General features: G+C 69.9%; 11 protein-coding genes. 8 read left to right on the top strand and 3 right to left on the bottom strand.

The genetic code is table 11. The annotated features are described in order from the left end of the window. Window positions 1-657 carry a TetR/AcrR family transcriptional regulator gene (locus tag AC0685_RS25750; RefSeq protein ID WP_478227855.1) on the bottom strand — a complete coding sequence of 219 codons (657 nt, stop codon included), beginning with the start codon at window positions 655-657 and terminating at the stop codon, window positions 1-3. Window positions 658-834: 177 nt separating this feature from the next. Between AC0685_RS25750 and AC0685_RS25745 the strand changes: the two genes are divergently transcribed. The 6 genes from AC0685_RS25745 (at window position 835) to AC0685_RS25720 (ending at window position 9,687) form a co-directional block, all read left to right on the top strand. Further along, window positions 835-2,301 (top strand): amino acid permease, encoded by a 1,467-nt coding sequence (locus tag AC0685_RS25745; protein ID WP_478227854.1) that lies wholly within the window; start codon window positions 835-837, stop codon window positions 2,299-2,301. An 11-nt stretch (window positions 2,302-2,312) separates the two neighbouring features. Further along, window positions 2,313-3,146: an urea amidolyase associated protein UAAP1 gene (locus AC0685_RS25740; RefSeq protein ID WP_478227853.1), complete on the top strand. Its 834-nt coding sequence runs from the start codon at window positions 2,313-2,315 to the stop codon at window positions 3,144-3,146. Further along, window positions 3,143-3,754: an urea amidolyase associated protein UAAP2 gene (locus tag AC0685_RS25735; RefSeq protein WP_478227852.1), complete on the top strand. Its 612-nt coding sequence runs from the start codon at window positions 3,143-3,145 to the stop codon at window positions 3,752-3,754. The genes AC0685_RS25740 and AC0685_RS25735 overlap by 4 nt, the downstream gene beginning before the upstream one ends. Beyond that, the gene (uca, locus tag AC0685_RS25730; RefSeq protein ID WP_478227851.1) at window positions 3,751-7,317 is read left to right on the top strand and encodes an urea carboxylase; all 3,567 of its coding nucleotides are present in this window, start codon (window positions 3,751-3,753) and stop codon (window positions 7,315-7,317) included. The genes AC0685_RS25735 and uca overlap by 4 nt, the downstream gene beginning before the upstream one ends. Then, window positions 7,314-8,927: an allophanate hydrolase gene (locus AC0685_RS25725; protein ID WP_478227850.1), complete on the top strand. Its 1,614-nt coding sequence runs from the start codon at window positions 7,314-7,316 to the stop codon at window positions 8,925-8,927. The genes uca and AC0685_RS25725 overlap by 4 nt, the downstream gene beginning before the upstream one ends. 172 nt (window positions 8,928-9,099) lie before the next feature. Beyond that, complete coding sequence (locus AC0685_RS25720; RefSeq protein WP_478227849.1) at window positions 9,100-9,687, top strand: D-alanyl-D-alanine carboxypeptidase family protein; 588 nt, start codon at window positions 9,100-9,102, stop codon at window positions 9,685-9,687. Between the two features lie 100 nt (window positions 9,688-9,787). On the opposite strand, the gene bla is transcribed toward AC0685_RS25720, so the two are convergent. Continuing rightward, a complete protein-coding gene (gene bla, locus AC0685_RS25715) occupies window positions 9,788-10,702 on the bottom strand; it encodes a class A beta-lactamase (RefSeq protein WP_478227848.1) in 915 nt (304 codons plus the stop codon). Between the two features lie 185 nt (window positions 10,703-10,887). Here bla and AC0685_RS25710 point away from each other — a divergent pair, with 185 nt between their 5' ends. Together AC0685_RS25710 and AC0685_RS25705 are read left to right on the top strand one after the other, a co-directional pair. Further along, entirely contained in the window at window positions 10,888-12,174 is a 1,287-nt protein-coding gene (locus tag AC0685_RS25710) for a thiolase family protein (RefSeq protein WP_478227847.1), read from the top strand. After that, a complete protein-coding gene (locus tag AC0685_RS25705) occupies window positions 12,174-14,285 on the top strand; it encodes a 3-hydroxyacyl-CoA dehydrogenase NAD-binding domain-containing protein (protein WP_478227846.1) in 2,112 nt (703 codons plus the stop codon). The genes AC0685_RS25710 and AC0685_RS25705 overlap by 1 nt, the downstream gene beginning before the upstream one ends. 157 nt (window positions 14,286-14,442) lie before the next feature. Here the strand turns inward: AC0685_RS25705 and AC0685_RS25700 are convergent, their stop codons facing one another. Continuing rightward, the gene (locus tag AC0685_RS25700) at window positions 14,443-14,826 is read right to left on the bottom strand and encodes a hypothetical protein (RefSeq protein WP_478227845.1); all 384 of its coding nucleotides are present in this window, start codon (window positions 14,824-14,826) and stop codon (window positions 14,443-14,445) included. Window positions 14,827-14,843 lie beyond the last annotated feature (17 nt).

Below are 14,843 nucleotides of genomic sequence, written 5' to 3'. Positions count from 1 at the left end.
TCAGCCCTCCAGCAGCGCCCGCGCGGCTCCGCGCAGCGCGGCGTCCGGTTCCCCGAGACCGGCGAGCCTCAGCACGCCGTCGGCCCCTTCGACGGCGTGCGCCTCGACGTCCACGTCCGGCTGGTCACGCCGGACGATCGCGATGCTCTCGACGAGCCCGAACACGAGATCGGTCCGGATGCCGCGAAGGTCTCCGGCGACGCCGGCCGCCGCGACGAGCGAGCCGTAAACGCGTTTGAGCTCCGCCCGCTCGGCCCGGAATCGCGCCAGCCGCGGCGACGAGATCTCCGGCAGCAAGTACAGGGCGCCCAGGTTGTGCCGCGCGCTGCCGAGCAAGTGGATGTCCGCGTAGGCCAGCGCCCACAGCCGCGCGCCGATCGGCGCGAGCTTGGCCGAAAGACCGCCCGCGACGTCCAGTGACGGCCGGACGGTGTCCTCCAGCAGCGCCGCGAGAATGTCCTCTTTGGACGGAAAGTGGTAGTAGAGCGACGCCTGGCGCAGTCCGGCGCGTTCGGCGATGGCCCGCGTGGTCGTCGCCGCGTACCCGGCGCCGGTGAACAGCTCTCCCGCCGCGTCCAAGACGGCGAACCGCGCCTCCCGTTTGCTCGCGGCGGCGCCGCTGGCTCTCGGCCTGCCCACCCCGGTCGTTTTCGTCATCTATCCGATCCTGCCATTTCTCCGCGAAGATCTTTGTTACGTCCGGCGGTCGGCCCAGGTTACCGAATCCGGTATCTGTTAACACCGCGCTTACCCGGCGGAGATCGGAAGGATCCCGCACGCGCTTAATTTCGGTCAGCCGATCGAAATCCGGCCCTTGAGACAGGAGCCTCCGCAATGCCTTCCGAGGACCTTTCCGCCTTCGGGTACCGCCAAGAACTTCGCCGGACACTGGGCGGTTTCTCCGCCTTCGCCGCGGGTTTCTCCTTCGTTTCCATCCTGACCACGGTGTTCCAGCTGTTCGCCTTCGGTTATTCCTTCGGCGACACGCTCTTCTTCTGGACATGGCCGCTGGTGATCGCCGGGCAATTGCTCGTCGCGCTCAACTTCGCCGAACTCGCCGCCCGATTTCCGCTGGCCGGATCGGTTTACCAGTGGGCGAAACACCTCTCCCCCGGATTCGCGGGGTGGCTCGCCGGCTGGATGATGCTGGTGGGCTGCGTCGTGGCCCTCGCCGGCGCCGCGATCGCGCTGCAGGTCGTCCTCCCGTCGGTCTGGAGCGGGTTCCAGCTCGTCGGCGGGGACCCGGCGATCACCTCCCCGACCGGCGCCAGCAACGCGGTCCTGCTCGGCACCCTGCTGATCGTCCTCACCACCGCGATCAACGCGGGCGGCGTGCGGCTGATGGCGCGGATCAACGACATCGGGGTCGGGGCCGAACTCGTCGGGGTCCTCGTGCTGATCATCGGTCTCGCGCTGTTCGCCGTCCGCGGCCCGCAGGTCGTGCTCCAGCCTGCCGGCGAAAGCCCGGGAGCAGGTGGCGTTCTCGCTTCGGCACTGATGGCCGCGTACGTTCTGTACGGTTTCGACACCGCCGCCTCCGTCGCCGAAGAGACCAAGGACGCCCGCCACATCGCCCCGCGCGCCGTACTTCGCGCACTGTTGATCTCCGGGGTCGGTGGCCTCGCCGTCGTCGTCACCGCGCTGATGGCGGCACCGAGCCTGACCGACGGGCAGCTGGCCGGGAAAGGCCTGCCGTACGTGATCACGGCCGTCTTCGGCGACACACTCGGCCGGGTCTTCCTCGCCGACGTCGCGATCGCGGTCGTCGTCTGCACCCTGACCATCCAGACCGGCACCGTCAGGCTGATCTACTCGATGGCCCGCGACGGCGCGCTCCCCGGTGCCAGGAGGCTTTCCGCGGTCAACGCCCGCACCGGTACGCCGATCGCGCCCGCCGTGCTGTCCGGGGTGCTCGCCATCGGGCTTCTGCTGCTGAACCTGGGGAATCCGACCATCTTCAGCACCATCACCGGCACTTCGGTGGTCGTCGTCTACCTGGCCTATCTCCTGGTGACCGGACCGCTGCTGATCCGGCGCCGTCAAGGGCGTTTCACCGCCGAACCCGGCCATTTCTCCCTGGGACGATGGGCTATTCCGGTCAACATCGCGGCAGTAGGGTACGGCGCGATGATGATCGTCAACATCGCTTGGCCACGAGCCGAGATCTACGACCTGGCGGGCACCGGTTCCGTCTGGGTCCTGTTGTTCCCGATCGAGTTCGTCGGCGCCGCGCTGCTCACCGGCTACCTCTGCTGGCGCCGCCGCTCCGCGCTCACCACGGTTCCCGTCCCCGCGACCTGAAGGAAGGTTCCATGAGCACGACATCGACCACGTACGGCGCTCGCGACCACGCCCGCGCCCAAGCGGGCACGGTGGCCGAAGCGATGCCCGCCATCCCCGCGTCCACCTGGCCGGATCCGCCGCCCGGGATCGACCCGGCGAAGCTGGTCTGGGCCGAGACAGTCGCCGGCGGCGGCTACACCCACAAGGTCCTCGCCCGCGGCACCGAGCTGCGGCTGACCGACGTCGAGGGCGACGCCTGCGCGCATCTGCTGTTGTTCAACGCGGACCAGCCTTGGGAGCGGCTGAACGTCGCGGACACGGTGAAGGTCCAGTGGAACGCCTATCTCGGCGAGGCGATCGCCCTGCTGTCGGACCAGGCTCGGGTGCTCGCGACCGTCGTCACCGACGAGAGCGGCAAGCACGACGCCCTCTGCGGCACATCCACTGTGGACGGCAACGCCGAGCGCTACGGGGACGGGAGCCCGCAGGGCGATTCGCCGTCGGGGAACGCGCTGTTCACCCTCGCCGCCGCCAAACACGGCCTCACTCCGCGCGATCTGCCGCCGAGCCTCTCCTTCTTCCAAGGCGTGCGCGTGGAGGCCGACGGAGGGCTGACCTTCACCGGTTCGGCGGGCGCCGGCAAATCCGTGGTCCTGCGCACGGAACTCCCGGTGGTCGTCCTGATCGCCAACGTGCCGCATCCGCTCGACCCGCGCCCGGACTACACGGTCACCCCGCTGCGCGTCCTCGCCCAGCGCTCGGCGCCGTCCACTCCGGACAGTCCTGAATGGACGGCGTCACCCGAGGCACAGCGCGCCTTCGAGAACACCGCCGACTACCTCACCGCAAGGGGCCTGGCATGACGATCATCTCCGACACCGAGGTCGCCGCGCGGGCGCCGTACTCCACCGTGCTCCGCGAGGGCGAGACGCTCGCGATCATCGATCTCGGCGGTAACCAGGCCGTCGACTTCCTCTGCTACGACGCCGCCGACACGGCGAAGAGATACAGCGCGGCCACCACGATCGCCGCGCAGCGCAACATCTTCCTCACCACCGGCAGCGTGCTGCGCACCGGTGAGGGCGCGCCGCTGCTCACCGTCGTCGAGGACACTTGCGGACGGCACGACACGATCGGCGGCGCCTGCAGCAAGGAATCGAACAGCCTCCGCTACGGCCAGCACACGCGGTACCAGCACGCCTGCGTCGAGAACTTCCTGACCGAAGGCGCCAAATGGGGTCTCGGCAAACGCGATCTGGTCAGCAACGTCAACTGGTACATGAACGTGCCGGTGGAACAGGACGGCACGCTCGGCATCGTCGACGGCATCTCCGCGCCGGGTCTCGAAGTCAAGCTGCGCGCCGAAACCGACGTCCTGGTGCTGGTGTCGAACTGCCCGCAGATCAACAACCCGTGCAACGGCTTCGATCCGACGCCGGTCCGGATGATCGTCACCGGCGGTGGCGTGTGAAACTGCTCGTCGCCAACCGGGGGGAAATCGCGGTCCGGATCATCCGGACCGCCAGGGAGATGGGCATTCCGACGGTCGCCGTCTACTCCGACGCCGACCGCACGGCCGCGCACGTACGGCTTTCCGACGAAGCCGTCCGGCTCGGCCCGGCGCCGGCGAGGGAGAGTTACCTCCTCGGCGACGCCATCATCGAAGCCGCGCTGAAGACCGGGGCGGACACTATCCATCCCGGCTACGGCTTCCTGTCCGAGGACGCCGCTTTCGCCAGGGCGGTGGAAGCGGCCGGGATGCGGTTCGCCGGTCCTACCGCGGACCATCTCGAGATCTTCGGCAGCAAGCACACCGCGCGGGCGAAGGCCGCCGAGGCCGGTGTCCCGATGCTGCCCGGCACCGGGTTGCTGGACACCCTGGCCGACGCCGAAGCCGCGGCGGCCGAGGTCGGCTATCCGGTGATGCTCAAGGCCACCGGCGGGGGCGGCGGGATCGGCATGCGTGCCTGCGCGTCCGCCGTCGAACTGCGGGACGCCTGGGAAGCGGTACGGAGCATCGCGGCCAAGAGCTTTTCGACCCCGGGAGTGTTCCTCGAACGGCTCGTGACGCACGCGCGGCACGTCGAGGTCCAGGTGTTCGGCGACGGCGCGGGCACGGTGCTGGCGCTCGGCACGCGGGACTGCACCTTGCAGCGGCGCAACCAGAAGGTGCTCGAAGAGTGCCCCGCGCCGGGCTTGCCCGATGCGGTGCGGGAGAAACTGGTCTCGACGGCCGTCGCCCTCTGCGCTTCAGTGCGCTACCGGTCGGCCGGGACGGTGGAGTTCATCTACGACCCGGACCGCGAAGAGGCCGCGTTCCTCGAAGTCAACACGAGGCTGCAGGTCGAGCATCCGGTCACCGAGGCGGTGTACGGGATCGACCTCGTCGAGTGGATGCTCCGGCTCGCCGACGGCGACACCGGGATGTTCACCACCACGCCAGCGCCCCGCGGGCACGCCGTCGAAGCGCGGCTCTACGCCGAGGATCCGGCCGCCGGGCACCGGCCGAGCGCGGGCCTGCTGACCCGCGCCGACTTCCCCGAAGGCGTCCGGGTCGACACCTGGGTCGAGGCCGGGGCGAACGTGACGACGCATTACGACCCGTTGCTCGCCAAGGTGATCACCGTCGGCGCGGACCGGGCCGAGGCGCTGTCCGCGCTGGGCGAGGCGCTCGGCGAAAGCCGGGTGGACGGCGTCCGCACGAACCTCGGCCAACTGCGCGCGGTCGCCGCTGATCAGCGGCTGCGCGACGTCACCCACGACACCGCGACGCTGGACACGATCGCCGACCCCGAGCCGCGGATCGAGGTCCTGCGGGGCGGCACGATGACCACCGTCCAGGACTGGCCGGGACGGCTGGGCTTCTGGCACGTGGGTGTCCCGCCGAACGGGCCGATGGACGATTTGTCCCTGCGCCTGGGCAACCGCGCGCTGGGCAATCCCGAAGGCGCGGCGGGCCTGGAGTGCACTGTGGACGGTGTCTCCCTGCGGTTCACCGAAGACGCAATCGTTTGCGTCACCGGATCGCCGTCACCGGTGACCCTCGACGGCACCGCTGTTCCACAGTGGACGCCCGTCGAGGTCCCCGCCGGCGGCGTGCTCGACGTCGGCACGGGGACAGCCGGGCTCCGCGCGTACGTCCTCGTCCGCGGCGGGATCGACGTGCCGGACTTCCTGGGCAGTGCGGCGACGTTCACCCTCGGCGGCTTCGGCGGACATGGCGGGCGCGCGCTGGCGACCGGTGACGTCCTCTCCCCCGGTCCGGAACCGGAGAACGCCGTCACCGGAACGGTTCCCGAGGCCGAGCGGCCGATTTTCGCGACGCACTGGGAGATCGGTGCCTCGGAGGGGCCGCACGCGGCGCCGGAGTTCTTCACCCGGGACGACGTCGAGACGTTCTACGCCACGGACTGGGAAGTGCACTTCAACTCCGCGCGGACCGGCGTCCGGCTCGTCGGGCCCCGGCCCCGCTGGGCGCGGGAAGACGGCGGCGAGGCGGGCCTGCACCCGTCGAACATCCACGACACGCCGTACGCGATCGGCGCCGTCGACTACACCGGCGACCTGCCGATCCTGCTGGGCCCGGACGGGCCGAGCCTCGGCGGTTTCGTCTGCCCGGCGACCGTGGTGACCGGGCAGCGCTGGAAACTCGGCCAGCTGCGGCCAGGCGACACCGTGCGGTTCGTGCCGATCACCATCGAGCACGCGGGCGCGTTGCGCGACGAACCGGCCAAGGCGGTCAAGGCGAGCCGGCAGCCGATCGACGACGGCGGCATCCTCGGCCGTCTGTCCACATCGGACGAGAACCCCGAGGTCACCTACCGGCGCAGCGGCGACGACAACCTGCTGATCGAGTACGGGCCGATGAAACTCGACCTGGCCCTGCGGATGCGGGTCCACGCGCTGGCCGATCGGCTGGCCACGGAAGGGCTCGACGGTGTCGTGGACCTGACCCCGGGCATCCGCTCGCTGCAGGTGCACGTCGATCCGGACGTGCTGCCGGTGCCGAAACTGCTCGGCCTCGTGCAGGAGGTGGAGCACGATCTGCCGCGCACCGCCGATCTCGTGGTACCGAGCCGCACCGTGCGGCTGCCGTTGTCGTGGGACGACCCGGCGACGCGCGAGGCGATCGAGCGGTACATGGCCGGCGTACGCGACGACGCGCCGTGGTGCCCGTGGAACATCGAGTTCATCCGGCGGGTCAACGGTCTGTCCAGTGTGGACGATGTCTATCGCACGGTGTTCGACGCGGAATACCTGGTGCTCGGCCTCGGTGACGTCTATCTCGGTGCGCCTGTGGCCACTCCGCTGGACCCGCGGCACCGGCTGGTCACCACGAAGTACAACCCGGCGCGGACCTGGACCGCGGAGAACTCGGTCGGCATCGGCGGCTCGTACCTGTGCATCTACGGGATGGAAGGCCCCGGCGGGTACCAGTTCGTCGGGCGGACCGTGCAGGTGTGGAGCGGCTGGCGGCAACGCGGGTCGTTCGAGCCGGGTTCGCCGTGGCTGCTGCGCTTCTTCGACCGGATCTCGTGGTATCCGGTGACCGCCGAGGAACTGATGGATCTGCGGGCTCGGAGTTCGGCGGGGGAACTGGAACTCGACATCACCGACGGCGAGTTCGCGCTGGCGGACCACGAGCGGTTCCTCGCCGACAACGCCGATGACATCGCCTCGTTCCGGGCGAAGCAGAGCGCGGCGTTCGAGGCGGAACGGCAGGCCTGGGCGGCGGCGGGCGAATTCGACCCGCGACCGGAACCCGTCGGAGCCAAGGTCCCGACCACGAAGGTCGAGGCCCCGCCCGGTGGGTACGTCGTCGAAGCACCGTTCGCCGCGACCGTCTGGCGGGTGGACGTCGAGCCCGGCAAGGAGGTCGGCCCGGCGGAGACGCTGGTGATCCTCGAGGCGATGAAGACCGAGGCGCGGATCCCCGCGCCCGCCGCCGGGGAGGTCGTCGAGGTGCTCGTCTCCCCCGGCGATCAGGTCGCCCCCGGCACCCCGCTGGTGGTACTGGGAAGGAGCGCGGGATGAGCGTGCTGGAGCGGGTGCGCGCCGCGTACCACCGGATCGCGCGAGTCGACCGGCCCGAGATCTGGATCGACCTGCGTCCCGAGGAGGACGTCCTCGCCGACGCGGAGACGCTGGAAGCCCGTCGTGCGGCGGGGGAATCCTTGCCGCTGTACGGGAAACTCGCCGCGGTCAAGGGCAACATCGCCGTCGCCGGGCTGCCGACGACGGCGGCGTGCCCCGAGTACGCCTATCAGCCGGACGAGGACGCGCCGGTGGTGGCGAGGCTGCGCGAGGCCGGGGCCCTGATCCTGGGCACCACCAATCTGGACCAGTTCGCGACCGGGCTGGTCGGCACGCGCAGCCCGCACGGCGCGGTCCGGAACGCGATCGATCCGGCGTACGTTTCGGGCGGGTCGAGTTCGGGGTCGGCGGTCGCGGTGGCGCTCGGGATCGCGGATCTCGCGCTGGGCACGGATACCGCCGGATCGGGCCGGGTCCCGGCGGCGTTCAACGGGATCGTCGGGCTGAAGCCGACGCGGGGGCTGCTGCCGACGACCGGTGTCGTGCCCGCGTGCGCGAGCATCGACTGCGTGACCGTGTTCGCGCGGACGGTCGATGAGGCTTCCGCGGCGTTCGCCTGCCTGAGCGAGCCTCGGGAGCTTCCGGTCGTCAACCGTCCTTTCCGGATCGGTGTGCCGTCCGAGGTGGGGCCGCTCCAGGACGGGTGGGCCGAAGCGTTCTCCGCGGCGGCTCACGAGTTGCGCGACGCGGGCGCCGAACTGGTCACTGTCGACATATCGGCGTTCCTGGCCGCGGCGCGTCTGCTGTACGAGGGCGCCTTCGTGGCCGAGCGGTACTCGGCGGTGGGCGAGTTCATCGACGCCCACCCGGACGCCGTCGATCCGGCCGTGCGGCGGATCATCGGCGCGGCGAAGGACATCCCGGCGCATCGGTTGTTCTCCGACCTCGCGACGCTCGGGGATCTGGAGCGTGAGGCGTCGGCTGTTTTGTCCACTGTGGACTGCGTCCTGCTGCCCACGACGACGGAACACCCGACGATCGCCGACGTCGAGGCAGATCCGCTGGGGGTGAACGCCCGGCTGGGCCGGTTCACGAACTCGACGAACCTGCTGGGCCTGTCGTCGCTCGCCGTTCCCGCCGGAACGGTCGGCGGGCTGCCGTTCGGGGTGATGCTGGTCGGCGCCGCGTACGCCGACCGGATCCTCGCCGACGTCGCCCGCTCGGTGCCGCGGCGGACGCGGATCGCCGTCGTCGGCGCCCATCTGCGCGGGCAGCCGCTGAACCATGAACTGACCTCGCGGGGTGGCCGGTTCGTTTCCGCGGGACCGACGGCGGCCGAGTACCGGCTCCACGCGCTGGACACCGTCCCGCCCAAACCCGGTCTCGTCCGGGTCGCTTCGGGCGGCGCGGCGATCGAGGCCGAGGTGTGGGACCTGCCACTCGCGGGCTTCGGGGAGTTCGTCGCCGGTGTCCCGGCGCCGCTGGCGATCGGGAAGGTGCGGCTGGCCGATGGGAGCGAGGTGTCCGGGTTCGTCTGCGAGCCTGGCGCGGTGGTGGGCGCCGAAGACATCACGGGGTACGGCGGGTGGCTCGGCTACCTGAGCCGCTGAGTCACGTCGTGAGTGGCGATTCGGGTTAGAACCCGAATCGCCACTCACGACCCCCTGCGGTACTGGCCTACCGGGACTCACCAGGGCTTTTCCGATTTGGTTGGCCTTCCGGGCGGTTCTGGGAACAACCTCACAAACCCTGGCGCCCCGCCGGACGCTGGGTAGCTTCGGGGTGGTGCCGACCACCTCCACCTCCCACCGCCGGACCGCGATCAGCGTGTTCGTGGCACTGGGTCTCGTCGGGGCCGCGATGGTGACGCTGGGAGCCACCGGCGTGGCCGTCAAGGCAGTGAACGGGCAGGCGCTCGCGGTCCTCGAAGAGGTCCCCGGACCCGAATCCGGCCCGACGTGCGCTGTCGACAAGCGTTATGTCGACGAAGAGACCTTCGGCATGCGCCCGGACGTGATCGAAGCGTGGAACGCCCTGCGCGCCAAGGCCAAAGCACAGAACATCACGCTTTGCGTGAACGACGGCAAGCGTAGCCGGAGCCAGCAGCAGCGCGAGTTCGACAAGGCCGTCGAGCGGTTCGGCTCCGTGGAGCAAGCCAAGAAGTGGGCACTGCAGCCGGAGACGTCCATGCACGTCAAGGGAATCGCCGTCGACATCCAGCCGCTGAACTCGGCCGCGTGGGTGGACAAGAACGGCGGCGCGCTCGGCTGGTGCCGCCGCTACGACAACGAGAAATGGCACTTCGAGTACGACCCGGCCTACAAGACCAGCGGCTGCCCGGCCCTGCTTCCCAGTGCCACCGGCAACTAGGCCGGGACTCGCGTGCTTGGACGCGGAACTCGCGTGATCGAAGGCGGAACTCCTCCGAACACGCGAGTTCCGCCTTCGATCACGCGAGTCCCGGATTCCCTCACGTGAGGGTTTCGGCCACGTACTTCGCGGCCTCGGCGAGGAGCGCCTGGTCGTACGGAGCGTCCTTGGTCGCCTTGCTGGACATGATCGCGACGACGAGCGGCGCCCTGTCCGGCGGCCATACGACGGCGATGTCGTTCAACGTGCCGTAGTCGCCGGTCCCGGTCTTGTCGGCGACGGTCCAGCCGGACGGCAGGCCCGCCCGGATCCGCTGGGCGCCGGTGGTGTTGCGCCGGAAGAGGTCGCGCAGGAAGTCCCGTTTGTCGGCCGTCAGCGTGTCGCCCAGCACGATCTCCCGGTAGTCGGCGGCGAAAGCGCGCGGAGTCGTGGTGTCACGAAGATCGCCCGGGGTGGCCTCGGTGATGGCCGGCTCGACCCGGTCCATCCGCGTGACGGTGTCGCCGATGCTGCGCGTGAACGCCGTCAGCGCGGCGGGGCCGCCGAGGTCCCGCAGCAGCAGATTGCCCGCGGTGCCGTCGCTGAACCGGATGGCGGCGTCGCACAGCTGGCGGATGGTCATCCCGGTGGCCACGTGCTGCCCGGTGACCGGAGCGTGTTTCATCAGGTCGTCGCGCGAGTATTCGACCCGGGTTTCCAGATGCGACAACGGATTGCGCTGCAGGACCGCGGCCGCCGCCACCCCTTTGAACGTCGAGCAGAACGCGAAGCGCTCGTCGGCGCGGTGCTCGACCGTGGCGCCGCCTCCGGTGTCGACCGCGTACACGCCGAGCCTGGCGTCGAACTTCTTTTCCAGCTCCATCAACCGGTCGTGGAACTGCCGGGAAGGAGAAGGCGGAGGCGGAGGAGACGAAGGGCTCGGAGGCGGGGTCCCGCGGGTGCAGGCGGCCAGCGACGCGAGGACCGCCATCCCCAGCAGCGCACGACGGGTGACGGCCGGCCCCGGCGAGTTCATCGTGATCCCTCCCCCTGATCACGTCGAACATAGCAACTTCCCCACCACCCCCGGATCGGCCAAGCGGCCGAGGCGGGTGACCCCGGGAGTGTGCCTTCCCCCACTCGACCGGGCCACCATCCTGGTTACCGACGGGTAACCGGGGCTAGGGTGCGGTCAGGACTACCTCAACTTCAGGAGCATTCGTGGCCGCAGGAGCAACACCGCTCGCGCCGAACGCGCGGTCGGTACGCAATGTCGCCTTCGTCGAAGGGGTGCGAACGCCCTTCGGCAAGGCAGGCGAAAAGGGTATGTACGCCGGCACTCGTGCCGACGATCTCGTCGTCAACGCCATCCGTGAACTGCTGCGGCGGCATCCCGAGCTGCCGCCCGAGCGCGTCGACGAGGTGGCGATCGCCGCCACCACCCAGATCGGGGACCAGGGCCTGACCATCGGCCGCACCGCCGCGCTGCTGGCCGGCCTGCCGAAGTCGGTGCCCGGCTTCGCGCTGGACCGGATGTGCGCGGGCGCGATGACCGCGGTCACCACGACCGCGAGCGGGATCGGCTTCGGCGCGTACGACATCGCCATCGCCGGCGGCGTCGAGCACATGGGCCGCCACCCGATGGGCGAGGGCGTCGACCCGAATCCGCGCATCATCGCCGACAAGCTGGTCGACCCGACGGCGCTCGTGATGGGCCAGACCGCGGAGAACCTGCACGACCGGTTCCCGGCCATCACCAAGCAGCGCACCGACGCCTTCGCCGCGCGCAGCCAGGAGAAGTACGCCGAGGCCGTGAAAACCGGCAAGATCGGCCCCGAGCTGGTCCCGGTCGCCACCCGGTCAAAAGTTCAATCAGCGGAGCGAAGCTCCTCCGCTGAGGGCGGCGGCGGGGGCATGGATGGACTGGGCTGGGGCCTCGCGACCGAGGACGAGCCGCCGCGTCCCGGTACCACCGTCGAGCAGCTCGCCGGGCTGAAGACGCCGTTCCGCCCGCACGGCCGGATCACCGCGGGCAACGCGGCCGGCCTCAACGACGGCGCCACCGCGGCGCTGCTCGCCGACGAGGACACCGCCCGCGAACTCGGCCTGCCGATCGGCATGCGCCTGGTGGGCTACTCCTTCGCCGGTGTCGAGCCGGAGGTCATGGGTATCGGCCCGGTGCCCGCCACCGAGAAGCTGTTCAAGCGCACCGGTCTGTCGATCGACGACATCGGCCTGTTCGAGATCAACGAGGCGTTCGCCGTCCAGGTGCTCGCGTTCCTCGACCACTTCGGCATCGCCGACGACGACCCCCGCGTCAACCAGTGGGGTGGCGCGATCGCCTGCGGTCACCCGCTCGCCTCGTCCGGTGTCCGGCTGATGACGCAGCTCTCGCGTCAGTTCGCCGAGCGCCCCGACGTGCGCTACGGCCTGACCACCATGTGCATCGGTATCGGCATGGGCGGCACTGTGATCTGGGAAAACCCGGCCTTCGAGGGGGCGAAGTAATGACTTTCACCGCTGAGCAGGCGAAAGCCGCCTTCCCCGACGAGGTCGTCACGAACGCGGTCACGCGGCTGGTGAAGGTGCCCGGGCTCGACAAGCCGGTCGCGCTGATCACCCTGGACAACGGCCACGACCACACCCGGCCGAACACCTTCGGCCCGCAGGGCCTGGTGAGCCTCGACGCCGCGATCGACGCCGCCTTCGCCGCGGAACCCGCCGCGATCGCGGTCACCGGCAAGCCGTTCATCTTCGCCGTCGGCGCCGACCTTTCCGGTGTCGAAGCGGTCGCGGATCCGGCGCTGGCGCGGGAGATCGCGCAGACCGGGCACGACGTGTTCCGGCGCCTCACCGAATCCGAGATCCCGACGTTCGGGTTCATCAACGGCGCGGTGATGGGCGGCGGGCTCGAACTCGCGCTCTCCTGCCACTACCGCACGCTTTCGGAGAACACCGCCGCGATCGCGTTCCCCGAGGTCTTCCTCGGCCTGTTCCCCGGCTGGGGCGGCACGCAGCTGCTGCCGAACCTGATCGGGCCGGACGCCGCGGTCACCGTGATCATCGAGAACGCCCTGGCGCAGAACAAGATGCTCAAGGTCGCGCAGGCGGCCGAGCTCGGCATCGTCGACGAGGTCTTCGGTTCGGCCGACTACCTGGAGCAGTCCCTGCTGTGGCTGGCGAAGGTCGTCAACGGCGAGATCACCCCCGCCCGCCGCGAGATCGACCGCGGCGCGGGCTGGGACGCCGCGATCGCCCGCGCCAAGGCCATTGTGGACGGACGAACCAAGGGCGCCTCCCCCGGTGCGACCAAGGCCGTCGAGCTGCTGGAGCTGGCCCGCGAGAACGATCTGGACCGCGGCTACGCGGCCGAGACCGACGGGCTCGCCGAACTGCTGATGGACGACACCCTGCGTGCCGGGCTGTACTCGTTCAACCTGGTCAACAAGCGCGCCAAGCGGCCGGCGGGCGCGCCGGACAAGTCGCTGGCGCGCAAGGTGAACAAGGTCGGCATCGTCGGCGCGGGCCTGATGGCCAGCCAGATGGCGCTGCTGTTCGTCCGTCGTCTCAAGGTGCCGGTGGTGCTCACCGACGTCGACCAGGAACGCGTTGACAAGGGCGTGTCCTATGTGCACGGTGAGATCGACAAGCTACTGGCCAAGAAGCGGGTTTCGCCGGACGGCGCGAACCGGCTGAAGGCGCTCGTCACCGGCTCGCTCGACAAGTCCGCCTTCGCCGACGCCGACTTCGTGATCGAAGCGGTTTTCGAGGAGCTGGGCGTCAAGCAGAAGGTCTTCGCCGACCTGGAGCAGTACGTCTCGCCCGAGGCGATCCTGGCGACGAACACCTCGTCACTGTCGATCACCGCGATGGCGTCGCAGCTCAAACATCCGGAGCGCGTGGTCGGGTTCCACTTCTTCAACCCGGTCGCGGTGATGCCGCTGCTCGAGATCGTCCGCGCGGAGAAGACCGACGACGCCACGCTGGCGACGGCGTTCGCGCTCGGCAAGCAGCTCAAGAAGTCGAGCGTGCTGGTCAAGGACGCGTCCGCGTTCGTGGTCAACCGGCTGCTGCTGCGGTTCCTCGGCGAGGTGCTGGTGACCGTGGACGAGGGCACGCCGTTCGACGTCGCCGACAAGGCGCTCGAGCCGCTGGGCCTGCCGATGACGCCGCTGACGCTGATGCAGCTCGTCGGCCCGGCGATCGCCCTGCACGTCGGGGAGACCCTGCACGAGGCGTTCCCGGACCGGTTCACCGTCAGCGAGAACCTCGACCGGTTCGTCAAGGCGGGCAAGAAGGGCGTCTGGCAGTGGGACGACAAGGGCAACGCCACCGTCGACCCCGAGGTGGCCGAACTCTGGCAGCAGGGCGACGCGCCGTCGACCTCCGAGCAGGTGCGTGACCGCGCGCTGGCGGCGATCGCCGAAGAGATCCGGATCATGCTCGACGAGGGCGTGGTCGCGGAGGCGCAGGACATCGACCTGTGCCTGATCCTCGGCGCGGGCTGGCCGTTCTGGCTCGGCGGCATCACGCCGTACCTGGACCGGGCGGGTGTGTCCGAGAAGGTCAACGGCAAGCCGTTCCTGGCCCCGGGCTTGGCGAGCGTGCCGCTCTCCTGAGGCCGCGACGAAAGGCCACCGTCGGCGATCCCTTGATCGCAGGCGGTGGCCTTTCACGTTTTTCGTGGATTTCATGGCGGAAGACTGCGTTTTCGTGAAACCTTGTCTCCGAGCCGGAAGGTTCGTCTCCCCGGCCATCCCCCGGGGAGACGGGCTGTCAGCGTTCTCCTGAAGGCGGGCAGGGCGGCGGCGTGGTCGTCATCCGAGCGGCGATCCGCGCGGGATCGAGTAGGTCGACCTTCTCCGCCTCGGGGAACCGCTGCCGCAACTCGTTCGCCCACGCTTCGACGTCGGTTCCGGCCACGGGTACGAGAGGGACGGCCGCGGGGAGCACGTCCGGCGTCGCCGGCTCCAGCATTTCCGGCCGGTCCGCGAAGATCTTCTTGAAGCGCTCGGACGCCACTGTCTTGGTTTCGGTGAGCACCCGGCGGGCTTTCGGATCGTCCCGGGGCGCCTGGGCGACGACGGTCATGTCCGCGTCGGTACCGACCACCCACAGCAACCGCCGCGGCGCCTTGGGTGTCCGTTCCGGTTCCTCCACAGGGACGATCATCACAC

The sequence above is a fragment of the Amycolatopsis sp. NPDC043889 genome (genome assembly GCF_056435645.1).
The sequence above is the reverse complement of the archived record's forward strand: the minus strand, read 5'-3'. Positions and strand labels throughout refer to the sequence as shown.